At 70.1% G+C, this 20,821-nt stretch carries 20 protein-coding genes; 11 read left to right on the top strand and 9 right to left on the bottom strand.

Annotation, left to right across the window (positions count from 1 at the left end):
* Positions 1-28: 28 nt before the first annotated feature.
* Both ACZ63D_RS25655 and ACZ63D_RS25650 read left to right on the top strand, forming a co-directional pair.
* Positions 29-631 (top strand): ArsR/SmtB family transcription factor, encoded by a 603-nt coding sequence (locus ACZ63D_RS25655; protein ID WP_465356880.1) that lies wholly within the window; start codon positions 29-31, stop codon positions 629-631.
* Positions 624-1,352, top strand: coding sequence for an SRPBCC family protein (locus ACZ63D_RS25650; RefSeq protein WP_465356879.1), 729 nt, complete (start codon positions 624-626; stop codon positions 1,350-1,352). Before ACZ63D_RS25655 ends, ACZ63D_RS25650 begins: the two co-directional genes overlap by 8 nt.
* A gap of 67 nt (positions 1,353-1,419) precedes the next feature.
* Here ACZ63D_RS25650 and ACZ63D_RS25645 read toward each other — a convergent pair whose 3' ends face one another.
* The 3 genes from ACZ63D_RS25645 to ACZ63D_RS25635 all read right to left on the bottom strand — a co-directional run bounded on the left by ACZ63D_RS25645 (position 1,420) and on the right by ACZ63D_RS25635 (position 3,715).
* Positions 1,420-1,644, bottom strand: a complete 225-nt coding sequence (locus tag ACZ63D_RS25645; RefSeq protein ID WP_465356878.1) for a DUF5703 family protein — start codon at positions 1,642-1,644, stop codon at positions 1,420-1,422.
* Positions 1,641-2,654 carry a YncE family protein gene (locus ACZ63D_RS25640; protein ID WP_465356877.1) on the bottom strand — a complete coding sequence of 338 codons (1,014 nt, stop codon included), beginning with the start codon at positions 2,652-2,654 and terminating at the stop codon, positions 1,641-1,643. The genes ACZ63D_RS25645 and ACZ63D_RS25640 overlap by 4 nt, the downstream gene beginning before the upstream one ends.
* Before the next feature lie 98 nt (positions 2,655-2,752).
* A complete protein-coding gene (locus tag ACZ63D_RS25635) occupies positions 2,753-3,715 on the bottom strand; it encodes an aldo/keto reductase (protein WP_465356876.1) in 963 nt (320 codons plus the stop codon).
* A gap of 162 nt (positions 3,716-3,877) precedes the next feature.
* On the opposite strand from ACZ63D_RS25635, the gene ACZ63D_RS25630 reads away from it, so the two are divergent.
* The 5 genes from ACZ63D_RS25630 (at position 3,878) to ACZ63D_RS25610 (ending at position 11,072) form a co-directional block, all read left to right on the top strand.
* Complete coding sequence (locus ACZ63D_RS25630) at positions 3,878-4,720, top strand: undecaprenyl-diphosphate phosphatase (protein WP_465356875.1); 843 nt, start codon at positions 3,878-3,880, stop codon at positions 4,718-4,720.
* Positions 4,721-4,749: 29 nt separating this feature from the next.
* Complete coding sequence (locus ACZ63D_RS25625; RefSeq protein WP_465356874.1) at positions 4,750-5,454, top strand: histidine phosphatase family protein; 705 nt, start codon at positions 4,750-4,752, stop codon at positions 5,452-5,454.
* Between the two features lie 91 nt (positions 5,455-5,545).
* The gene (locus ACZ63D_RS25620; RefSeq protein WP_465356873.1) at positions 5,546-7,597 is read left to right on the top strand and encodes a M3 family metallopeptidase; all 2,052 of its coding nucleotides are present in this window, start codon (positions 5,546-5,548) and stop codon (positions 7,595-7,597) included.
* A gap of 270 nt (positions 7,598-7,867) precedes the next feature.
* Positions 7,868-9,118, top strand: coding sequence for an MFS transporter (locus tag ACZ63D_RS25615; RefSeq protein WP_465356872.1), 1,251 nt, complete (start codon positions 7,868-7,870; stop codon positions 9,116-9,118).
* A gap of 214 nt (positions 9,119-9,332) precedes the next feature.
* On the top strand, positions 9,333-11,072 hold the full coding sequence (locus tag ACZ63D_RS25610) for a glycosyl hydrolase family 18 protein (protein WP_465356871.1): 1,740 nt from the start codon (positions 9,333-9,335) through the stop codon (positions 11,070-11,072).
* A gap of 81 nt (positions 11,073-11,153) precedes the next feature.
* Here the strand turns inward: ACZ63D_RS25610 and ACZ63D_RS25605 are convergent, their stop codons facing one another.
* The 4 genes from ACZ63D_RS25605 to ACZ63D_RS25590 form a co-directional block, all read right to left on the bottom strand.
* Positions 11,154-12,158: a hypothetical protein gene (locus tag ACZ63D_RS25605; protein ID WP_465356870.1), complete on the bottom strand. Its 1,005-nt coding sequence runs from the start codon at positions 12,156-12,158 to the stop codon at positions 11,154-11,156.
* A 46-nt stretch (positions 12,159-12,204) separates the two neighbouring features.
* A complete protein-coding gene (locus tag ACZ63D_RS25600; protein ID WP_465356869.1) occupies positions 12,205-13,794 on the bottom strand; it encodes a beta-ketoacyl reductase in 1,590 nt (529 codons plus the stop codon).
* 166 nt (positions 13,795-13,960) lie between these two features.
* Complete coding sequence (locus tag ACZ63D_RS25595) at positions 13,961-14,560, bottom strand: AAA family ATPase (RefSeq protein ID WP_465356868.1); 600 nt, start codon at positions 14,558-14,560, stop codon at positions 13,961-13,963.
* A gap of 10 nt (positions 14,561-14,570) precedes the next feature.
* On the bottom strand, positions 14,571-15,191 hold the full coding sequence (locus tag ACZ63D_RS25590) for a TetR/AcrR family transcriptional regulator (protein ID WP_465356867.1): 621 nt from the start codon (positions 15,189-15,191) through the stop codon (positions 14,571-14,573).
* Positions 15,192-15,283: 92 nt separating this feature from the next.
* On the opposite strand from ACZ63D_RS25590, the gene ACZ63D_RS25585 reads away from it, so the two are divergent.
* Complete coding sequence (locus ACZ63D_RS25585) at positions 15,284-16,351, top strand: Gfo/Idh/MocA family protein (RefSeq protein ID WP_465356866.1); 1,068 nt, start codon at positions 15,284-15,286, stop codon at positions 16,349-16,351.
* Positions 16,352-16,491: 140 nt separating this feature from the next.
* Here ACZ63D_RS25585 and ACZ63D_RS25580 read toward each other — a convergent pair whose 3' ends face one another.
* The gene (locus ACZ63D_RS25580) at positions 16,492-17,481 is read right to left on the bottom strand and encodes a malate dehydrogenase (protein WP_465356865.1); all 990 of its coding nucleotides are present in this window, start codon (positions 17,479-17,481) and stop codon (positions 16,492-16,494) included.
* A gap of 552 nt (positions 17,482-18,033) precedes the next feature.
* Between ACZ63D_RS25580 and ACZ63D_RS25575 the strand changes: the two genes are divergently transcribed.
* Complete coding sequence (locus tag ACZ63D_RS25575) at positions 18,034-18,672, top strand: DUF4360 domain-containing protein (RefSeq protein WP_465356864.1); 639 nt, start codon at positions 18,034-18,036, stop codon at positions 18,670-18,672.
* A gap of 37 nt (positions 18,673-18,709) precedes the next feature.
* Here ACZ63D_RS25575 and ACZ63D_RS25570 read toward each other — a convergent pair whose 3' ends face one another.
* The gene (locus ACZ63D_RS25570) at positions 18,710-19,147 is read right to left on the bottom strand and encodes a MarR family winged helix-turn-helix transcriptional regulator (RefSeq protein ID WP_465356863.1); all 438 of its coding nucleotides are present in this window, start codon (positions 19,145-19,147) and stop codon (positions 18,710-18,712) included.
* A gap of 104 nt (positions 19,148-19,251) precedes the next feature.
* Here ACZ63D_RS25570 and ACZ63D_RS25565 point away from each other — a divergent pair, with 104 nt between their 5' ends.
* A complete protein-coding gene (locus ACZ63D_RS25565) occupies positions 19,252-19,638 on the top strand; it encodes a nuclear transport factor 2 family protein (RefSeq protein ID WP_465356862.1) in 387 nt (128 codons plus the stop codon).
* Positions 19,639-19,869: 231 nt separating this feature from the next.
* Positions 19,870-20,820: an aldo/keto reductase gene (locus ACZ63D_RS25560; protein WP_465356861.1), complete on the top strand. Its 951-nt coding sequence runs from the start codon at positions 19,870-19,872 to the stop codon at positions 20,818-20,820.
* Position 20,821: the final 1 nt, after the last annotated feature.

Genomic DNA, 20,821 nt, shown 5'->3' with positions numbered 1-20,821 from the left:
CTGAGTAGTCAGCCGCGACGATGGGCGCATGTTTCCCGTTGCGGTGATCGAGGACGCGGCCGCGGCCGAGGTGTCGCTGGACCCCGTTCGCGCCCGGCTGCTGGCCGAACTGGCGCAGCCGGCGTCGGCGACGATGCTGGCCGCCCGCGTCGACCTGCCCCGGCAGAAGGTGAACTACCACCTGCGCGCGCTGGAAAAGCACGGGCTCGTGGAGCTGGTCGAGGAGCGGCGCAAGGGCAACGTCACGGAGCGGATGATGCGGGCGACCGCGGCGTCGTACGTGATCTCGCCGTCCGCGCTCGCGGCCGTGCAGCCCGACCCGGCGCAGTCGCCGGACCGGCTGTCCGCGCGCTGGCTGCTGGCCGTCGCCGGACGGCTGGTGCGCGACGTCGGAATCCTGATCACCGGTGCGGCGAAAGCGAAAAAGCGCGTCGCCACCTTCGCGCTCGACGGCGAGGTCCGATTCGCTTCGGCCGCCGACCGGGCCGCGTTCGCGGAGGAACTGGCGACGGCCGTGACCACGCTGGTGGGGAAGTACCACGACGAAAAAGCCGAGAACGGCCGCGCGCACCGGGTGGTGCTTGCGGTGCACCCAAGCGTGCCGATGGGGGAGGAAAACGAGCGTGGGTAAGGAATTCCGGGAAGCCGACGTCGCCGAGGTCCCGGTCGAGCCGGAGCAGGTCTGGGCGGCGATCGCGACCGGGCCGGGCATCGACTCGTGGTTCATGGGCCGCAACGAGGTCGAGGGCGGGGTTGGCGGCGCGGTGCGCGGCGCGTTCGCGGCCTACGAGCCGACGCACACGATCACGGCGTGGGACCCGCCGAACCGGCTGGCCTACGGCGGAGAACCGGAACCGGACGGGCGGCGGATCGCGTACGAATTCCTCGTTGAGGGGCGGGACGGCGGCAGCTCGGTGATCCGCTGCGTCACGAGCGGCTTCCTCCCCGGCGACGACTGGGCGGACGAGTTCGAGGCCATGCAGGCTGGTGGCGCGCTGTTCTTCCGCAACCTGGTGGAATTCGTGCGGCATTTCCCGGGCCGGACGGCGAAACCGGTCACCGCGTTCGGGTCGGAGGTGATCGCGGACTGGCCTGCGTTGTGGGCCGCGTTCGCGAAGGAGGTCGGCGTCGAAGAACTGACCGTCGGGGCGAAAGTCCGGCTGGCCGGGGCGGACGGCGTGGTTTACGCGGTGAATGACCAGACCGTCGGGATCCGGACCGAGGAAGGGCTTTTCTGCTTCATGCAAGGCTTCCGCGGGCCGCTGGTGGCGACGCACCACATCGTCGCGCCGGACGTGGACGTGGCGGCGGAGGAAGCCAAGTGGGCGGAGTGGATGTCCGCGCTCGGCTGAGCCGAGTCGCCCGCCCTGGTGCGTGGCTAGGCCGGTTCTAACCGGCCTAGCCACGCACAAGGACACGTCAAACGGGCAGTCCCGTCGAATGGTCCGCCGCGGTCCGCTTCCGCCGCAGCCACACCCGCCGCGTCCCGTCCGCGTACAGCCGGACCGTGCGCAGTTCCCAGCCCGCGAACTCCGCGTGGATGGAGAGCTGGATCATCGCCGCGCGCCGGGACACCGCCGGGGGCAGGCGCAGGCGGCGATACTCCCAATCCCCTTCGACCACCGCCTCGTCGACTGTCGTCATGGCTGGATCACCTGGGTCCCTTCTCCGGCGGCCGAGCCGACGAACACGCGGCCGCTCTGGTCGTCGACGCCCACCGTGTCCGGCTGGCGCACGGTCGGGAATCGGTACTTCTCGACGGGCTCTCCGCCGCGGACGTCGTAGCCGACCACCTCGTTGCGGGCGGTCAGGGTGACCCACGCCAGGCTGCGCTTCGCGTCGTAGGCGAGGCCGTACGCGCCGCCCGGCACGGGGTAGCGCTGGCGCAGGATCAGCGGGTTGGTGGAGAACGCGAGCAGCGCGCCCGCGCGAGCGTCGGTGACCAGCACGCGGCCGTAGGAGTCCGCGACGGCGTTGGCCGCGCCGTCGCCCGCGCGCAGGCCCTCGTCCATGGTCCCGGCCTGGACGTCCACGCTGAACACAGCGGTGCGCAGCCGGTCGAGGACCACGACGCCGTTGCCGGTGTTGACCACGTCGTCGGCGCTGTAGAGCTGTCCGGTGATCGTCTTCGCCACCGAGCCGTTCGCCAAAACCTCGACGGCCTTGCGGTCGCGGACCGCGACGAGGGTGTCCGGGCCGTCGGCGATCCCGGCGGCCGGTTGCCCGGCGACTTTGTCGGTGGTCAGCTGCCCGCTCGGCAGCGCGACGCGGGCGAGCACGCCCTTGCCCGGGATCCCGGCGAGCGCCTGGCCCGCGGACACGCTGAGCGATTCCGCCGGGCCGGGCAGCAGGACGGTCTTCTTCGGTGCACCGAGCGAGCCGAGATCGTAAAGACGCAGCTCAGCGGGCTGTTTGAGGGCGATGACGAGGGTGTGGCTCTGCTGGTCGGCGGCGATCGCGGACACCACCGGCATCGGCAGCACCTGCCCGGCGGCGGGCACCGCGCGTGCGGGGGAGACGGCCGGTTGCGCGGCCGTCGGATTGGCCACGACCTGCAGACTGTCCTTCGGCTCGGCCGAGGACGAGCAGGCCGAGAGCGCGAGCGCACCGGCCAGCGGGATCGCGATCCGCGAGGCGGCGGTGAGCCGACGCACCTTGAAACCTCCAGCAAAGCTCCGGCGGGCGGGTCCCCCCAGCATCCTCCAGGATCGCCGAACCGTCACGCCCGTGTCACCTGGCCGACACCCGCGGCTCACCGGGTGCCCCGTTCCGGATAGCCGAACTCGATGCCGCTGACGTCGTCGAGCGCGCTGCGGATGGCGGGCGGGAGCGTCAGGTCCTCGGCGGCGAGCGACCCGGTGAGCTGGCCGGTGTCGCGGGCCCCGACGACCGGGGCGGCCACGCCGGGCCGGTCGCGGACCCAGGCCAGGGCCACCGCGAGCGGCGACGTGCCGAGGCCTTCGGCGGCGGTCACGACGGCCTGGACGATCCGCGCGGCGCGTTCGGTGCGGTGGTGTTCGACGTATCCGGCGTACTCGGCGGAGGCGCCGCGCGAGTCCGCTGGCGTTCCGGTGCGGTACTTCCCGGTGAGCACGCCGCGGCCGAGCGGGGCCCACGGCAGCAGGCCGATCCCGTGGTGGGCCGCGGCCGGGACGACTTCGCGTTCGACGCCGCGCTCCAGCAAGGAGTATTCGAACTGCCCGGACACGAACGGCACCTTGGCGAGCGAAGCGGCGGTGGCGAGCTGCCAGCCCGCGTAATTGGACACGCCGACGTAGCGGACCTTGCCGCTCGTGACCGCGTACTCGAGCGCGGACAGCGTTTCCTCGATCGGCACGCAGGAATCCCACGCGTGCAGCTGCCACAGGTCGAGGTGGTCGGTGCGAAGCCGCTTCAGCGATCCTTCGAGCGCGGACAGCAGCGCGCCGCGCGAAGCGCCGCCGCCGAACGGGCCGTCGGTGCGGCGGGCGACAGTCTTGGTGGCCAGCACGACGTCCTCGCGCGGCACCAGGTCCGACAGCAGTTCGCCGAGCATCCGCTCGGCCTCGCCGCCGGCGTAGAGGTCGGCGGTGTCCACGAGCGTGCCGCCCGCGTCGACGAACGCGACCAGCTGGCTGGCCGCTTCGTCCGGATCGGTGTCGCCGCCCCAGGTCATGGTGCCGAGGGCCATCCGCGATATCCGCAGTCCCGACCGGCCGAGCTGTCGCTTTTCCACGACCGCCGAGCCTAGTGGGCGCACCCGCCGCGACCCGACCAAGGTGACCCCGTGTCGGACCGGCGCCCTCGCGGGAGTTCTCAGGAACCACCCGATAGGTTCCCGACTCGTGCGAATCGGACGGCGCCCCGTGCGGGCGGGCGAAGCGGCGGGAGCGGCCTGATGGGATGGTTCGAGGCCCTGATCCTGGGGCTGGTGCAGGGGCTCACGGAGTTCCTGCCGATCTCCTCGAGCGCGCACGTGCGGATCGTCGCCGCGCTGGCGGGCTGGGGCGATCCGGGCGCGGCGTTCACCGCGGTCACCCAGATCGGCACCGAGCTGGCGGTGATCCTCTACTTCGGACCGAAGATCGGCCGGATCCTGCGCGCCTGGTTCTTTTCCCTGTACCGCCCGGACTGGCGCCGCGACCCGGACGCGCGGCTGGGCTGGCTGATCATCGTCGGCTCGCTGCCGATCGTCGTGCTCGGCCTGCTGCTGCAGGACGAGATCGACCGGGCGTTCCGCGACCTGCGGATCACCGCGACGACGCTGATCGTGTTCGGCCTGATCCTGCTGTTCGCCGACCGGACCGCGAAGCAGCAGCGGACGCTGGACCACCTGAACGTGCCGCACGGCCTGGCCTACGGCTTCGCGCAGGCGCTCGCGCTGATCCCGGGCGTCTCGCGCTCGGGCGGCACGACGAGCGCCGGCCTGCTGATGGGCTACACGCGTTCGGAAGCCGCGGAGTACTCCTTCCTGCTCGCGGTGCCCGCCGTGTTCGGGTCGGGGCTCTACAAGCTGACCGACATCGGCAAGAACGGCGAGAACGCGCAGTGGGGGCCGACGATCCTGGCCACGCTGGTCGCCTTCGGCGTGGGCTACCTGGTGATCGCGTGGCTGATGGCCTACATCAAGAAGCGCAGCTTCGTGCCATTCGTGATCTACCGCGTGGTGCTCGGCGCCGTGCTGTTCGGCCTGGTCTTCGGCGGGGTGCTGGACCCGAACGCGGGACCCGCGGGCGGCTGAGCGCGCGGATCACCGGTTAGGGTGGCGTCGTGAGTACGGTCATCTTGCTCCGGCACGGGAAGTCCACGGCCAACGGCTCGGGCGTCCTCGCCGGGCGCACCCCGAAGGTCGGGCTGGACGACACCGGCCGGGCCCAGGCCGCCGCCCTCGTCGAGCGTTTCGCCGGGGTGCCGGTCGCGGAGCTGGTGGTGTCGCCGATGCTGCGCTGCAAGCAGACCGTCGCCCCGCTGGCCGCCGCGCGGGGCCTGGCGAAGGTCGTCGAACCTCGGCTGTCCGAAGTGGACTACGGCGAATGGACCGGCCGGGAACTGAAAAACCTGGTGAAGGAACCGCTGTGGCGCGTGGTGCAGGCGCATCCGTCGGCGGCGGTGTTCCCGGGCGGGGAGGGGCTCGCCGAGATGCAGGCGCGGGCGGTGGCCGCGATCCGCGCGCACGACGCCCGGATCACCGCCGAGCACGGCGACCACGCGGTGTGGGTTGCGTGCAGCCACGGCGACGTGATCAAGTCGATCCTGGCCGACGCGCTGGGCCAGCACCTCGACGCCTTCCAGCGGATCGTCGTGGACCCGGCCGCGGTGTCGGTCGTGCGCTACACCGAAACGCGGCCGTTCGTGCTCCGGGTGAACGAGCACGGCGGCGACCTGGCCGGGATCGTGCCGCCCCCGCCGAAGAAACGCGGCCGGGGCAAGAAGGCTTCCAGCGACGCGGTCGTGGGCGGAAGCACGGGCCGCTGACGGCCGACAGTCCTTCCGTCGGATGCCAGACCCCGTAGGGTGGGCGGAACCACGTGGAGAACCCTGTGGAGAACCAGGAGCGCAAACCCGAATGATTTCCCCGGACAACCCGTTCGCCGCCCCCAGCGACCTGCCCTACGAGCTGCCGCCGTTCGACCGGATCGCCGACGAGCACTACCGGCCCGCCTTCGAGGCCGGGCTCGCCGAGCACGCCGCCGACGTGGAGCGGATCGCCGAGGACCCGGCCGAGCCGACCTTCGAGAACACCATCGCGGCGCTCGAGCGGGCCGGAGCGCTGCTGACCCGGGTGTCCGGCACGTTCTTCAACATCTCGGGCTCGAACGCGACCGACGAGGTCCAGGAGATCCAGGCCGAGCTGGCCCCGAAGCTGGCCGCGCACCAGGACGCGATCCACCTGAACCCCCGGCTGTTCGCCCGGATCGAGGCGCTGTACCAAAAGCGTGCCGAGCTGGGCCTGAACCCGGAGGAACTGCGGCTGCTGGAACGGCGCTACACCGATTTCAGCCGGGCCGGCGCCGGGCTGCCCGAGGCGGACCAGGCGAAGCTGCGCGCGCTGAACGAGCAGCTTTCGACGCTGCAGACCCGTTTTTCGCAGAACCTGCTGCGGGACACCAATGATCTCGCCGTCGTGCTCGACGACGCGGCGGAACTGGCCGGGCTCGGCGAAAGCGCGATCGCGGCGGCGGCGCAGACGGCCGCCGAACGCGGCCTCGAAGGCAAGTACGTGCTGACCCTGACGCTGCCCACCGCGCAGGCGGCCGTGGCGTCGCTGGAGAACCGCTCGGTGCGCGAGCGGGTCTTCACCGCTTCGGTCTCGCGCGGCAACCGCGGCAACGAGTACGACAACAACGCGATCGTCGAGGAGATCACGCGGTTGCGGGCCGAGCGGGCCGCGCTGCTGGGCTACCCGAACCACGCGGCGTACGTGATCGCGGACGAGACGGCCAAGACCGTCGAGGCCGCTGGCGGGCTGCTGGAGCGGCTCGCGCCGGTGGCGGTCGCGAACGCGCGGACCGAGGCCGCGGAACTGCAGCAGCTGCTGGAAGCGGACGTGCCGGGCGCGACGCTGCAGCCGTGGGACTGGGCGTTCTACGCGGCGAAGGTGGAGCGCGAGCGGTTCCAGCTGGACGCCGCGGCGCTGCGGCCGTACTTCGAGCTGGACCGGGTGCTGCACGACGGCGTGTTCGTGGCCGCGAACCGGTTGTACGGCTTGACTTTCACCGAACGGCACGACCTGCCGAAGTACCACCCGCAGGTGCGGATCTTCGAGGTCTTCGACGCCGACGGCAGCGGGCTCGGCCTGTTCCTGATGGACTACTACACCCGCGATTCCAAGCGCGGCGGCGCGTGGATGAACAACTTCGTGGACCAGTCGCGGCTGCTCGGGCGGCGCACGGTCGTGGTCAACGTGCTGAACGTGACCAAACCGCGCGAGGGGGAGCCGACCCTGCTCTCGCTCGACGAGGTGCGCACCGCGTTCCACGAGTTCGGGCACGCGCTGCACTCGCTGCTGTCCGGCGTCGAGTTCCCGACGTTCACCGGCACCAACGTGCCGCGCGACTTCGTCGAGTACCCGTCGCAGGTCAACGAGATGTGGATGTTCTGGCCGGAAATCCTGGCCAACTACGCCAAGCACCACGAGACGGGGGAGCCGCTCCCGGCCGGGCAGGTCGAGCTGCTGGAGGCCGCGCAGCAGTACGGCGAGGGCTTCCGCACGACCGAGTACCTCGCCGCGGCGCTGCTCGACCTCGCCTGGCACCGCCTCGGCCCGGACGACCGGGTGGAGGACGTGCAGCGGTTCGAGGCCGAGGCGCTGGAAAAGGCGGGCGTGGCATTGGAGAGCGTCCCGCCGCGCTACCGGACGACGTACTTCAACCACGTGTTCTCGGGCGGCTACAGCGCCGGGTATTACTCCTACATCTGGAGCGAGGTGCTCGACGCGGACACCGTCGAATGGTTCACCGAGAACGGCGGCTTGAAGCGGGAAAACGGCGACCACTTCCGCTCGACCCTGCTGGGCCTCGGCGGCAGCGTCGACCCGATGGAGGCGTTCGCGACCTTCCGCGGCCGCGCCCCGGAGATCGAGCCGCTGCTCAAGCGACGGGGGCTCGCCGGAGCGTAAGCTGGGTGTATAACGACCTATACGGCGGGGCTGGGATGACCAGCCCCGCCGTTGGCGTTTCACCGGTCCGATCAACTTCCGGAGGCGAACGGCCGATTCTCCTTGCCCGGATGCGCTGACCTGCGCCGCAGCCGGGCTTGACGCGCGGCGGAACCGCCTCTTCGTCGGATCGGCGCAATCCCGGCCCGGACTGTCGGTGGATCCGACGAAGCCGCGGAGGGGGTGCATGACCGCACAATGCGGCATCGCCGAATCAAGGAGGATCCGACGGTGAGCATTCGCAGTTCCGCGCCGGTGGTGCGGCGGACCGAACGGACCACGTTGGCGCTGCTGGTCGGCGTCTTCATCATCGATTACATCGACCGGGTCATGATCGCGGTCGCGCTGCCGCTGATCGGCGCCGAGTTCGGGCTTTCCAAGACCACGCAAGGGCTGGTCGTTTCCGCGTTCGCGATCGCCTATCTGGTCGGGCAGATGCCCGGCGGGCTGCTCGCGGACCGGGTCGGCGCGCGGCCGTTGCTGGTGATTTCGCTGGTGGCCTGGTCGGTCTTCACCGCCGCCACCGGGTTCGCGCCCGGGCTGGTCGTGCTGCTGGTGCTGCGCGCGGCGTTCGGGTTCGCGCAGGCGTTGTTCCCCGGCGCGGCGTTCAAGGCGCTGGCCGAACGCACGACGCAGGAAGGACGCAGCCGCGGCGCGGGGCTGCTGCTGGCGTCCAACTCGGTCGGAGCCGGGCTCGGGCCGCTGCTGGTCGCGCCGCTGGTGGTCGCGGCGGGATGGCGGCACACGTTCTGGATCGTCGCGGTGGCCGGGCTGATCGTCGGGCTGGCGTTGTGGCGGCTGCTGCCGGCGGCGCTGCCGCGCGAGCTGACCGAGCCGGAGGCACACGTCGCTCCAGTGAAGGTGCCGGTGTCGCAGGTGCTGCGGAACCGGCTGGTGATCCGCTGCGCGGCGATGTTCGCCTGCTTCAACATGCTCGCCTACGGGATGATCACCTGGGTCCCGTCGTACCTGGTGGAGACGAAGGGGCTTTCGCTGGTCGCGGCGGGGGTCTCGGCGGCGATCCCGCAGCTGGTCAGCGCCGCGGCGGTGCTGCTCGGCGGCTGGCTGATGAGCCGGTACTTCGACCACCGGCCGCGCTGGCTCGTGGTGCCCGCGCTCGTCGCCGCGGCCGGGGTGCTCGTCGCGATGCTGCTGTCGGATTCGGCGACCGGGTTCACCGTGCTGCAGACCGTCGCGATGTTCATCAGCGGCCTCGCGTCGATCGGCATCGTCGGGCTGCCGCTGCGGGTGCTGCCGCGCGACCTGGTCGGGGCGGGGATGGGCCTGGTCAACACCGGCGGGCAGCTCGCCGGAGTGCTCGCGCCGCTGGTGATGGGCTGGCTCGCGGACAGGTTCGGCTTCGCCGCGGCGTTCGGCTTCCTGGCGGTGTCGACGCTGGCCGCGGCGATGATTTCGCTGACCACGCGGTCGACGAAACTCGCGCTCGGCGCGCCGGCTCCGGCCCGGGAACAGGTGGGCTGACCAGCGGTTCCGGTGAGTGTTCGTCCCAGGTGGAACCGGGACCGGCACTCACCGGACCGGACCACCGGGCCCCGGTGGCGCCCGACGATCCGACCGGGCCGTTCGGCCGCATTAGTGGTCTAGACCTTGACGGGTGAACTGGTCCAGTCCAATTCTGAGGAGGTTCCGGCCGTGCCCGCCGCCGCACGGCCCCCTTTTCGGCACTGGAGCCCGCATGCGACGAAGAAGTCACTTGTCCCGATTGTCCGCTGTCCTGGCCGCCGCCGCGGCTCCGCTCGGCGTGCTGGTCGCCGCCGCGGCGCCCGCGCACGCCGCCGCGACCCCGCTGCCGAATCACGTGTTCGCGCCCTACTTCGAATCCTGGAACGGCCAGAGCCCCGCCGCGATGGCCCAGGAAGCCGGCGTCAAGCACCTGACGATGGCCTTCCTGCAGACCGCCTCCTCGGGTTCGTGCACCGTCCTCTGGAACGGCGATGCGAGCCTGCCGGTGGCGGACTCCTCCTTCGGCGCGGACTTCCGCACCATCCGCTCGCGCGGCGGCGACGTGATCCCGTCGTTCGGCGGCTACACCGCCGACCACAACGCCACCGAGATCGCCGACAGCTGCACGAACGTCGACCAGATCGCCGCGGCGTACGAATCGCTGATCACCACCTACGACGTGCCGCGCCTGGACATGGACATCGAGGACAACTCGCTGACCAACTCCGCCGGCATCGACCGCCGGAACAAGGCGATCAAGAAGGTCCAGGACTGGGCCGCGGCCAACGGGCGGCAGGTGCAGATCTCCTACACGCTGCCGACCACCACCAGCGGCCTGACCAGCGCGCTGGACGTGCTGCGGAACGCGGTGTCCAACGGGGCCAAGGTCGACGTGGTCAACCTGATGACCTTCGACTACTACGACAACGCCACCCACAACATGGCGCAGGACACCCAGACCGCCGCGACCGGGCTGGTGTCGCAGCTGGCGTCGCTGTACCCGGACAAGACGCAGCAACAGCTGTGGGGGATGGTCGGCGTCACCGAGATGCCGGGCATCGACGACTTCGGCGCGGCCGAAACGTTCACCACCGCCGACGCGACCACCGTCTACAACTGGGCCGTGTCCAAGGGCATCAACCTGCTGTCGTTCTGGGCGCTGCAGCGCGACAACGGCAGCTGCCCCGGCACCGGCGCGCAGGACACGTGCTCCGGCATCCCGCAGGACCAGTGGTATTTCAGCCACACGTTCGCCCCGTTCACCGGCGGGGCCCCGGTGCCGGGCAACGACTTCTCGGTGTCGGCGAGCCCGGGCTCGGCTTCGGTCGACCCCGGCGGTTCGGCGACCGCGAAGGTGGCCACCGCGGTGACTTCCGGTACGGCGCAGCAGGTTTCGCTTTCGGTGAGCGGCGCGCCGGGCGGAGTGACCGCTTCGATCAGCCCGTCGACGGTAAAGGCGGGGGAGAGCGCGAACCTGTCGATCACCACGACCGCCGCGACGCAGCCCGGCGTCTACCCGCTGACCATCACCGGCTCGGTGACCGGCGGCGGCAGCCACACCGCGACGTACACGTTGACTGTCAACGGAACCAGCCCGACCGGCAGCGTCATCAACGGCAACTTCGAAACCGGTGCGCTGAGCCCGTGGAGCGGCGGCAAGATCGTGTCCTCGCCGGTGCACGGCGGCAGTCACGCCCTGCAGGTGTCGCCGACGGCGTCGACCACCGGGGAAGCGGCGCAGAACCTGACGCTCGCCCCGAACCACGCCTACACGCTGACGGCGTGGGTCCAGGGCGGATACGCCTACGCCGGGGTCCGCGGGGGAGCGACGGCCAGTTCGTGGACCGCCAACTCCAGCTGGACCAAGCTCTCGATCCCGTTCACGACCGGCTCGTCCGGCGCGGTGACGGTGTACGTCCACGGCTGGTACGGCCAAAGCCCGATCTACGCGGACGACATTTCCGTCGCATGATGAGTGTATAACGACCTATACGGCCGGGCGTTAGGCGAAAAATCGCCTAACGCCCGGCTCGCGTTCACCGCGAAAAAACGCTCAGGAGCGGCCGAGGGCCGCGATCAGGCCGCGGTACAGCCAGTACATCGGCTTCGGGGTGTAGTCGTCGGTCATGAGGCCGAAGTTGTCGAACGGGCTGGGGGAGCCGGTGACGTCGTCCCGCAGGCCGAACATCTCGTAGCTGGCCACGTTCTCGGTGACGCGGTCCTGGTTGATCGCCAGGATTTCCGTGGTGAGCGCGCGAGCCTGGTCGGCGGGAGTGCGGTCGGCGGTGTGCGTCGCCCAGCCGTTCTCCGACACGCGGATCGGGACGTCGCGGCCGAGGCCCGCGATCGGCATCTCCTGGGTGCGGACGGTGTGCAGGGTCTGGTGGACGAACCCGGCGAGATCGGACTGGGGCGGGATGCCGGGCAAGCCGGAGTCCGGGTAGAGGTCGATGCCGACGAACCCGACCGAGCGGCTGAACTCGGCACCGCCGAGCTCGGCGAGATGCTGCCAGAATTGGGTGAACGGCTGGGTGAAGGCGACCTCGTCGAAGCCGACCTGCAGCCGGTCGAACCCGTCCCGGTCGGCTGCCTTCTTGCCCGCGATCACCCCTTGCACCAAGGCGGTGTCGCCGTTCGGCTGGGGGAGGACGTTCTGTTCGAGCGTCACCGAGATCGTGTCGGCGACCGGGCCGTAGCGGTGGACTGCGTTCTCCACGCAGGTCTGCCATTCCGGCATGGTTTCGCCGGAGTAGCTGAGCACCACGTCGAGCCGGCGGCCGGGTGCGAGGTACTGCATTTCGGGGTCCGGGAAGGCGCTGTCGCAGCCGAGGTAGTCGCGGAGCAGGAACGGCTGGCGTCCGGATTGCAGGTGTGCCAACGCGTTGCGCACCTTGGCCGGATCGTCGGGTTTGCCGGTGGTGGAACCGCCGCCCGCGTAGCCTTGCGGGTAGATGCCGAAGGTCAGTGCCGAGGGGGTGGCGTCGGCGGCGGCCGGGGCCAGCACGGAGAATCCCGCGACGAGGGCGGCGGCCGCGGCGGCGGTCCGGATCTTGTTCATGGCACCGAGTATTCAGGCTCGCGACGGCCTGACCCGATGACGGATGTCATCTTCCGGCCGGGACACTCGTCAGCAGCGCGGGAAAAGTGCCCCGGTGCGGCGTGTCCGCGGCGATGCCGGGGCTGAGGACGACCGGTTCGTCGCTGCCGAGAGCCGCGTCGAAGACAGCGGTATCCCATCGGCCCCACGCGATCGACACCGCGGGCAGCCCGTTCGCGCGCCGGTGGGTGGCGAGTGCGTCGAGGAACCGGTTGGCGGCGGCATTCGCTGGTCCAGCTTCGCCGAAGGAAGAGAAGAGCACGAACGCCGACAGCGGCAGGTGTTTAGTCGCTTCGTGGAGGATCCAGGCCGAGTCGGCTTTGGCGCGCAGAACCGGATAGAGGTGTTCGTCGCATGCGGCGGCGCAGTGGACGACGGCGGTCAGCGGCGGGTCGCAGGAGGCGATGAGGCTTTCCACTTGGTCCGGGTCGGCGACGTCGATGGCGGCGATGCGGACGTCCGCGTCGAGGCTGGTCTGAAGGTATTCGGCGGCGGGTGCGGCCGGACCGCTGCGGCTCGCGAGCACGAGGTGCCGGACGCCGTGCTCGGCGACGAGGTGCTCGGCCAGCAGCGCGCCGATCCGGCCGGTGCCGCCGGTGACGAGGACGGTGCCGGACGGAGCGAGCGGCCGGGCGGTGCAGGTGGCGGGGGAGATCCGGAAGGCGTGCGGGGCTCCGTCGCGGAGGGCGAGCTGGGGTTCGGTGCTGCCGCCGGCAAGGTCGAGGATCGCGGCGGCGGGGGTTGGCCGGTCGAGGTCGACGGCGGTGATCTTGGCCGGATGGGTGGCGGTGAGCAGGCCCCAGACCGCGGCGTGCGCGAGATCGGGGTCGGGACCGGTGGCGTTGGTCGTGACGACGACGAGGTGATTTTGCCGGTGGCGCAAAGCGTCCAGGGTGCAGGCGGTGAGGGCGTGGACGTCGTTGCTGGCGGGGATTTCGAGGATCTCGGCCTTGCCGGGCTTGGCGGGGACGGGGATCCACCGAGGGCGGTAGAGCAGGGTTTCGGTGGGCAGATCCACTTGCTGAGCACCGCTTCCGGCGAGCACCTCGTTCCAGGCGACCGGAATGCCCGCGGTGTGCAACGAGGCGAGTTCGGCGAGCAAATCTCGGAATGAGGACGGGGTGAGGTCCAGGACGAGGTTGGTGCTGTCCCAAGGCCGGTTGGTCACGCGGGCGACGGCCTCCGGGCGCAGGCCCCAAGACTCCAGCAGACAGCAGAGTGCGGCTTGGAAGGCGAAAAGCCGGTCCTGGTAGTCGCCGAATATCGCGCCGAAGGTTTCGGAGAAGACCGGAAACCGTTGGCAGAGCTCGGTTTCCGCTCTCGGCGGGAGTTCGGAGCCGCGGGAGACGAAGGTCAGCCCGGGGCGCTCGGCTACCGTCTGGCCGGTCGTCTCGCCGCTCGCGACCGCTTCGAGAGCGGTTCGGTCTCCCGCCGGGACCAGGACACGGAGCGGGAGCGGGGTGCGGGTCGCGAGGGTATAGGCGAGGTCGAGGTCGGACGCCGTGCTCTCGAGGAGGCCCGCGGCGAGGGCGCGCAGGGCGACGCCGTCGGTCGCGCTGAGCAGCCAGGGCATGCGGAAGTCCGGGAGTTCTGGCATGGGAGTCCCTTCCGGAAGGACCCGCGCGGGATCGGCTGGCGGCCTGGCGAAGGGCGCTGTCCGCGGGAGTTCGCGGGAATCAGCCGCGGCGAGTGCGGTCCGCCCGGCAAGCGGCGGCCGGACCGCGTCGGCTCTGTGTCCTGGCACTCCTCGACATATACCGCGCTCAGGCCGGGCCGGGCGGCGGGTTTCCCGTTTGGTCCCCGTTCCGTGCACGCGGGGCCTTGGCCGTTGCTCGGCGTGCGACGATCTCCGCGACTTTCACGCACGTTTCGTCCGGGCCGAGGTGTTCGGTGTCCAGCACTGTGCACTGTGGACGGAGCGGGAGGTACTCCGCGACGTGGTCGTGGATCCGATCGAGCACGGCCGGTCCGCCCCGTTCGGCCATCGCGTCGTCCGACGCGTGGTCACCGCGCGCGGTGTACCGGGCCTTCGCCTGCGCCCGGGGCGCGGTGAGCATGATTTCCACGTACTCGCCGCCTGCCGCACGAGCTGCCGCCTCGAATCGCTCGGCCTGGTCGAGGCGGGTCACCAGCTGCGGCATCACCACGTCGGATCCGGCCCGCAGATGCGTTTCCGCCATGGCGAGCGCGAGCCGTCGCGCGGCGGTCAGCGTGTCCCAGAACGCGGCCTGCCAGCCGCCGATCATCGTGATCACCTGGTCGGCTTCGAGATCGAGCACTCCCGGGTGCAGATCGGCGTAGCGCCGGGCGACGGTGGATTTCCCGATGCCGCTGGGGCCGTTGAGGTGGATCAGCCGGGCCATGCGCCCGACCCTAGCGGTCGCTGCCCTTCGAACGGCCGCCCCGGGATTCGCGCAGGCCGTCGAGGATGATGCGCAGATTCCGCCGCCACTGGTCGTCGCCCGGGACGAGACCGATCGTGTGGTCCGGCGGGATCGCGGTGGCGAGCGCGAACGGCACGTCCCGCCAGTCGAGGTCGGCGCGGAGCACGCCGGCCTTTTTCGCCCGCTGGACGAGCTGACGCATCGCCCGCTGCAGCCGGTTGACGTGCGGCTCCAGCTCAAGTCGCTCGCCGCGGCCGGACAGGGCGTCGTGCAGCCCGCAGCTGGACGCACGCAGCTGGACGTAGGTCGCAGCGAAGTCGGCGAAGCCCTGCCACGAGTCGGGGGAGTCGAGCGCGTGCGCGGCACGGTCGGTCATCTCGTCGATGGTGTCGGTGAGGATCGCCGCGAGGAGCGCGTCCAGCGACGGAACTCGCCGGTACAGCGTGCCGAGGCCGACGCCCGCGCGCTGGGCGATGTCGCGGGTCGTGACCGCCAGCCCCAGTTCGTCGAGCGCTTCGCGGGTCGCCGCGACCAGCCGCTCGACGTTGCGCTGGGCGTCAGCGCGCGGACGGCCTTGGGCGAGCAGGGCGGCGACGGCGGAGTCCGGCATTCCCGCAGTCTAAACCAAGCGGGTCATGGTGTTCCGATTCTGCTAGCGTGACGTAACCGGAACATCATGACCCGCTTAATGGAGGTGGGGACTTGACCAAGCCGATCGGCGTCGGAATCCTCGGCGCGAACCCCGACCGGGGCTGGGCCGGGCGGGCGCACGTCCCCGCCATCGCGGCGTCGCCCGATTTCTCGCTCGTCGCCGTCGCGACCACTCGCATCAGCAGTGCGGAAGAGGCGCGCGAACGCTTCGGAGCACGACACGCCTTTACCGACGCGCGGAGTCTCGCCGAACATCCTGAGGTCGACCTGGTCGTGGTCACGGTGAAGGTGCCTGCGCATGTCGAGCTGGTGACAGCCGCGCTGGCGGCGGGCAAGCACGTCTACTGTGAGTGGCCGTTAACGACGACCGCGGCGGAAGCTGCCGCACTGGCGGAGGCGGGGGAGCGGGCTGGGGTGCACACGGCGGTAGGGCTGCAGGCGCGGTTCTCGCCCGCTGTTTCCCGGGCCCGCGCGATGCTCGCCGAGGGCGAGGTCGGCACCGTCCAGTCCGCGACCCTCTATAGCTCGCGCAGCAAGGGAAATACCCGGGATGTTCCCGGTTGGACGGCCTACACCTACGACCGCCGCAGCGGTGCCGGATTGGTCGAAGTCCTCGGCGGACACGCGCTCGACCTGGTGCAGTACCTGCTCGGGCCGATCCGCCAACTGACCGCCCGGACCGCGATCCGCAATGGCGCGCATCGCGTCGCCGAGACAGGGGAGCGGCTCGTGGTCACGGCACCGGACCATTTTCTCGCCCACGCCGAACTCGACGGCGGGGCAGTGGTGTCCGTTCATCTGCACGACGGGGAAGCGGCGCTGCCCCGGACACGGCTCGAGATCGCGGGCACCGCAGGGAATCTCGCGCTGACCTCGGCGCCGGAGACTGATCAGTGGGCCGCGCAACTGCAGATCGGCAGGCTCGACCTTCGCCTGTCGCGTCCGGGGAGTCCGGAGTGGACAGTGGTCCCGGTCGACGAGACCAGCGCATTGCCCGTCCAGGCCGCGAATGTGGGCCGGGTCTACGAACGGTTGGCCGCGGACCTCCGGAACGGCACCCGCACGGTGCCCGACTTCGGCGTCGCCCACCGCGTCCACGAGCTACTCTCAACTGTATAACGACCTATACGGTCGGCGATGAGAAGAGACTTCACTGGTCGTCCAATCTCGGACGTCGCGCACTACTCAAACATCGCTACAGACGCGAAAACGAACGATGGCCGCCCCGAAACCGGGACGGCCATCGCGGAAAACGAACCTCAGATCAGGCCCAGCTTGCGGACCGCGTCGCGCTCCTCGGCGAGTTCGGCCACGGAGGCGTCGATGCGCGGGCGGGAGAACTCGTCGATCTCCAGGCCCTGCACGATCTCGTACTTGCCGTCCTTCGCGGTGACCGGGAAGGAGGAGATGAGGCCCTCCGGGACGCCGTAGGAGCCGTCGGAGACGACGCCGGCCGAGGTCCAGTCGCCCTCGGGGGTGCCGTTGACCCAGGTGTAGACGTGGTCGATCGCGGCGGACGCGGCGGACGCGGCCGAAGACAGGCCGCGGGCCTCGATGATCGCGGCGCCGCGCTTGGCGACGGTCGGGATGAAGGTGTCGGCGAGCCACGCCTGGTCGTTGATGGCCTCGGCGACGTTCTTGCCGTTGACCTCGGCGTGCTGCACCGACGGGTACTGCGTGGCCGAGTGGTTGCCCCAGATCGCGACCTTCTTGAGGTCGGTCACGGCGACGCCGAGCTTCTTGGCCAGCTGGGCCAGCGCGCGGTTGTGGTCGAGGCGGGTCATCGCGGTGAAGCGGTCGGCGGGCACGTCGGGGGCGTGCTGCTGGGCGATCAGCGCGTTGGTGTTGGCCGGGTTGCCGACCACCAGGACCTTGATGTCGTCGGCCGCGCCGGCGTTGATGGCCTCGCCCTGGGGTTTGAAGATGCCGCCGTTGGCCTCGAGCAGGTCGCCGCGCTCCATGCCCTTGCTGCGCGGGCGGGCTCCGACCAGCAGGCCGATGTTCGCGCCGGAGAAGGCCTGCTTCGGGTCGTCGAAGATGTCGATGCCGGCCAGCAGCGGGAACGCGCCGTCGTCCAGCTCCATCGCGGTGCCCTCAGCCGCCTTGACCGCCTGGGGGATCTCCAGGAGCCGCAGCTTCACCGGGGTGTCGGCGCCGAGCAGCTGACCGGACGCGATGCGGAACAGCAGCGCGTAGCCGATCTGGCCGGCCGCACCGGTGACGGTGACGTTGACAGGGGCTTGGGTCATTGCGCTTCTCCAGCTTGAGACGACTTTGGCTAGTACCGAGGATGCTAGCCCTACCGGCGGGCGTCGTCCGGGTGCGTCCAGTCACGGTAGCCAGGATCACGTTCGCGGCCCGGGGCGATCCGCCTTAAGTCGTGGGGCGAAGGGCGTAACTCGAGATCACGATCGAGTTGCGGGTGCGCGCGGGCGCGGCGGGTGCGGGGCCGCCGCGTTTCGCGAGGTGGTGCGGAGCCGGGGCGGCCCGCCGGATTGCCCCGGGAATGCCGGGTCGGCGCGGAACCGGGGGCGACGCGCGAACTGTCCCGATTGCCAGGTTTTCCCGGTCGTTTTCGCCGGATTGTCCGGACCAGCCGGGCGGGTGGTTCTGTCTCGTGTATTTTTGAATCATTTTTGTTGATTCGTCAATTGTCCATAATAGCTTTTGTCAACGGATTGTGAACACGTTGCTGTGTACAGCTAAGCAGTGGCGTTGCTCCATTCAGTGGGACTCTGCCCGCAGTTCTTGCGCTACCCTGTCGAAACCCCCACCCACCCGGAAGTAATGGGAAGGAACCCATGCTTACCACGATGACCGCTGCACTTTTGGCGCTTTCTTCGACTATTACCCCGCATTCTTGGCCGCAGAATCCCCCGCCGGACAAAATTATCATCGACGTGGCGACGGTGAACGGCACCGGCTGCCCGCCGGACACGGCCGCGGTTTCCGTTTCGGCGGACAACACCGCTTTCACCGTCACCTACAGCCAGTACACCGCGCAGGTCGGCGTCGGCGCGCAGCCGACGGACTTCCGCAAGAACTGCCAGATCGGCCTGCGCGTGCACGTGCCGCAGGGGTTCACCTACGGAATCGCCTCGGCGGACTACCGCGGGTTCGGACATCTGGAAAAGGGCGCGTACGGCGTGGAGCGGGCGAACTACTATTTCCAGGGAAACTCGCCGACGGCGTTCGTGACGCATCGGCTCGACGGATTCTACGACAATGACTGGCAGTTCTCGGATTCGACGGATATCGATGCGATTATCTACGAGCCGTGCGGCCAGGAGCGCAACCTGAACATCAACACGGAATTGCGGACGTATGCCGGAAGTTCCGATCCGGCGAAGACGACGAGTTTCCTGACGATGGACTCGACGGACGGCAGCGTCCAGACCGTCTACCACTTCGCGTGGAAGACCTGCCCGGGAGTCCGGTAACCGCCCGATCCGGACCCGTGAGCGTTTCCTCGGACGCTCACGGGTCCGTCGGCGTGACGTTTTCCGCGAGCCGGGTCAGCAATGCGGCCAGGGTCGCGATCTCGTCGTCGGTGAATCCGCGGCGCATCCGCTTGTCGTGGGCGATCGCGGCGTCGGCGAGGCGGTGGAAGGTCCGTTCGCCGTGGTCGGTGAGTTCGACCTGGTGCACGCGCCGGTTTTCCGGGTCGCGGGTGCGGGTGAGCAGGCCCGCGGTTTCCATGCCGTTGAGGTGGTGGGTGAGCGTCGCGCCCTGGATGCCGACGGCGTCGGCGAGTTCGCGCTGGCTCGCGTGCCGGCGGGTTTTGAGCGCGATGAGGATCTGCCAGACCGGCTGGGATCCGCCGACCTCGGCGAGGGCGCGGTCGAATGCCTGGCCTGCGGTCTTGGCGGTGCGGGCGAGGAGGACGCCGAGCGGCGGGGTGGCGGGTCGGGGCACGGTCAGGACGGTACCGCAGGGTCGTCGAACTCTAACCATTTGACGACGAACGATTAGATATCTAACGTTTGTGGTGTCTCATCGAGCGAGTACTGGAGGGCGCCATGACCGTCACGGAGATCTCTGAGCTGGGCAAACGCTGGGCAGCAGCGGAAATGGCGGGCGACGCGGACACGCTGGGCGGCCTGGTCGCCGACGGGTTCCGGCTCGTCGGACCGCTCGGGTTCGTGCTCGACCGGGAGCAGTGGCTGGACCGCTACCGGTCCGGCGCGCTGGCGACCCAGCGGCTCGACTGGCGCGACGTCGAGGTCCGCGTGCACGGCGACACGGCGATAGCGATCGGCGTGCACGATCAGGAAGCGACGCACCAGGGCAACCGCGTGGACGGGACGTTCCGGGCGACGCAGGTGCTTGTCCGAGGGGAGGACGGCTGGCAGATCGCTGGGATGCACCTCAGTCCGATGGGGGCTCCGCCCGCGTTCGCCCGCTGAACGACGACGGCCGGGTCGAAGCGGCTTGTGCCACAGCGGCGAGCAGGTTGCCGAGCGAGAGCGCGAGCGCGTCGTCGGACGGTTCGGCGCCGGGCGCGCGGGCGGTGAGCCGGACTTGGGACGAAGTCAGGTCCCCGTGCGCCAGTCCGGCGCTGTGGAGTTCAGGTACGGGCGGGCAGAATGTCGTGCCGCCACGGGCATTTGCCCGCTGCGGAGTGCTTGAATGCGATCATGGTCGCACTTCGCACATTGGGCTCATCCGACGTGGCCGTCTCCCCGCTGTGCCTTGGCGGGAACGTGTTCGGCTGGACCGCCGACGAATCGGTGTCGTTCGCCGTGCTGGACGCCTACGCCGAGGCGGGCGGGAACTTCCTCGACACGGCGGATTCGTACATGTACCACTTCCCGGGCAACGAGGCGGGGCAGTCCGAGCGCATCATCGGCAAATGGCTCGCCTCGCGCGGGAACCGGGACGGCGTGGTCGTCGCGACGAAGGTGGGGGACAACCCGCGGTTCAAGGGGCTCGCGCCGGCGAACATCAAGGCCGCGGCCGAGGAATCGTTGCGGCGGCTGGGGATCGAGCGGATCGACCTGTACTACACGCATTTCGACGACGAGTCGGTTTCGGTCGAGGACATCGTCGCCGCGCTCGACGGCTTGGTGAAGGAAGGCAAGGTCCGGGCGATCGCGGCGTCCAACATCAGCCCGGAGCGGCTGTCCGCGTCGCTGGAGTTCTCCGATCGCGAGGGGCTGGCCAAGTACGTCGCGCTGCAGCCGAAATACAACCTGGTGGCGCGGGAAGAGTACGAGAGCGGGAAGCGTCCGATCGTGGAGCGGCACGGGCTGTCCTGCGTGCCGTATTTCGGTCTGGCGTCCGGGTTTCTGACCGGCAAGTACCGGCCCGGTCAGCAGGTGGACAACGTCCGCAACCTGCCCGGGCTGGCGGGCGGTTACGCGGACACCGAGCTGGGCGTGAAGGTGCTCGCGGCGCTGGAGGAGGTCGCGAAGGCGCGTGGGGTGGAGATGGCGACGGTCGCGCTGGCCTGGCTGGCGCAGCAGCCGACGGTGACCGCGCCGATCGCGTCCGCGCGCACGGTCGAGCAGGTCCCGGCGCTGGTCGCGATCCACGACGTGGAGCTGAGCGACGACGAGCTGCGCACGCTCGACGCGGCCTCCGCGTAGG

This window comes from Amycolatopsis sp. NPDC104775 (genome assembly GCF_055583325.1).
Note: the sequence above shows the minus strand (reverse complement) of the source record. Positions and strands in the feature narration are given on the sequence as shown.

Excerpts from the sequence above, each read along its gene's own strand:
- ACZ63D_RS25620 (WP_465356873.1), top strand. The coding sequence starts at position 5,546 with ATGATTTCCCCGGACAACCCGTTCGCCGCCCCCAGCGACCTGCCCTAC.
- ACZ63D_RS25600 (WP_465356869.1), bottom strand. The coding sequence starts at position 13,794 with ATGCCAGAACTCCCGGACTTCCGCATGCCCTGGCTGCTCAGCGCGACC.
- ACZ63D_RS25655 (WP_465356880.1), top strand. The coding sequence starts at position 29 with ATGTTTCCCGTTGCGGTGATCGAGGACGCGGCCGCGGCCGAGGTGTCG.
- ACZ63D_RS25610 (WP_465356871.1), top strand. The coding sequence starts at position 9,333 with ATGCGACGAAGAAGTCACTTGTCCCGATTGTCCGCTGTCCTGGCCGCC.
- ACZ63D_RS25575 (WP_465356864.1), top strand. The coding sequence starts at position 18,034 with ATGCTTACCACGATGACCGCTGCACTTTTGGCGCTTTCTTCGACTATT.
- ACZ63D_RS25565 (WP_465356862.1), top strand. The coding sequence starts at position 19,252 with ATGACCGTCACGGAGATCTCTGAGCTGGGCAAACGCTGGGCAGCAGCG.
- ACZ63D_RS25645 (WP_465356878.1), bottom strand. The coding sequence starts at position 1,644 with ATGACGACAGTCGACGAGGCGGTGGTCGAAGGGGATTGGGAGTATCGC.
- ACZ63D_RS25605 (WP_465356870.1), bottom strand. The coding sequence starts at position 12,158 with ATGAACAAGATCCGGACCGCCGCCGCGGCCGCCGCCCTCGTCGCGGGA.
- ACZ63D_RS25580 (WP_465356865.1), bottom strand. The coding sequence starts at position 17,481 with ATGACCCAAGCCCCTGTCAACGTCACCGTCACCGGTGCGGCCGGCCAG.
- ACZ63D_RS25560 (WP_465356861.1), top strand. The coding sequence starts at position 19,870 with ATGGTCGCACTTCGCACATTGGGCTCATCCGACGTGGCCGTCTCCCCG.
- ACZ63D_RS25595 (WP_465356868.1), bottom strand. The coding sequence starts at position 14,560 with ATGGCCCGGCTGATCCACCTCAACGGCCCCAGCGGCATCGGGAAATCC.
- ACZ63D_RS25630 (WP_465356875.1), top strand. The coding sequence starts at position 3,878 with ATGGGATGGTTCGAGGCCCTGATCCTGGGGCTGGTGCAGGGGCTCACG.
- ACZ63D_RS25590 (WP_465356867.1), bottom strand. The coding sequence starts at position 15,191 with ATGCCGGACTCCGCCGTCGCCGCCCTGCTCGCCCAAGGCCGTCCGCGC.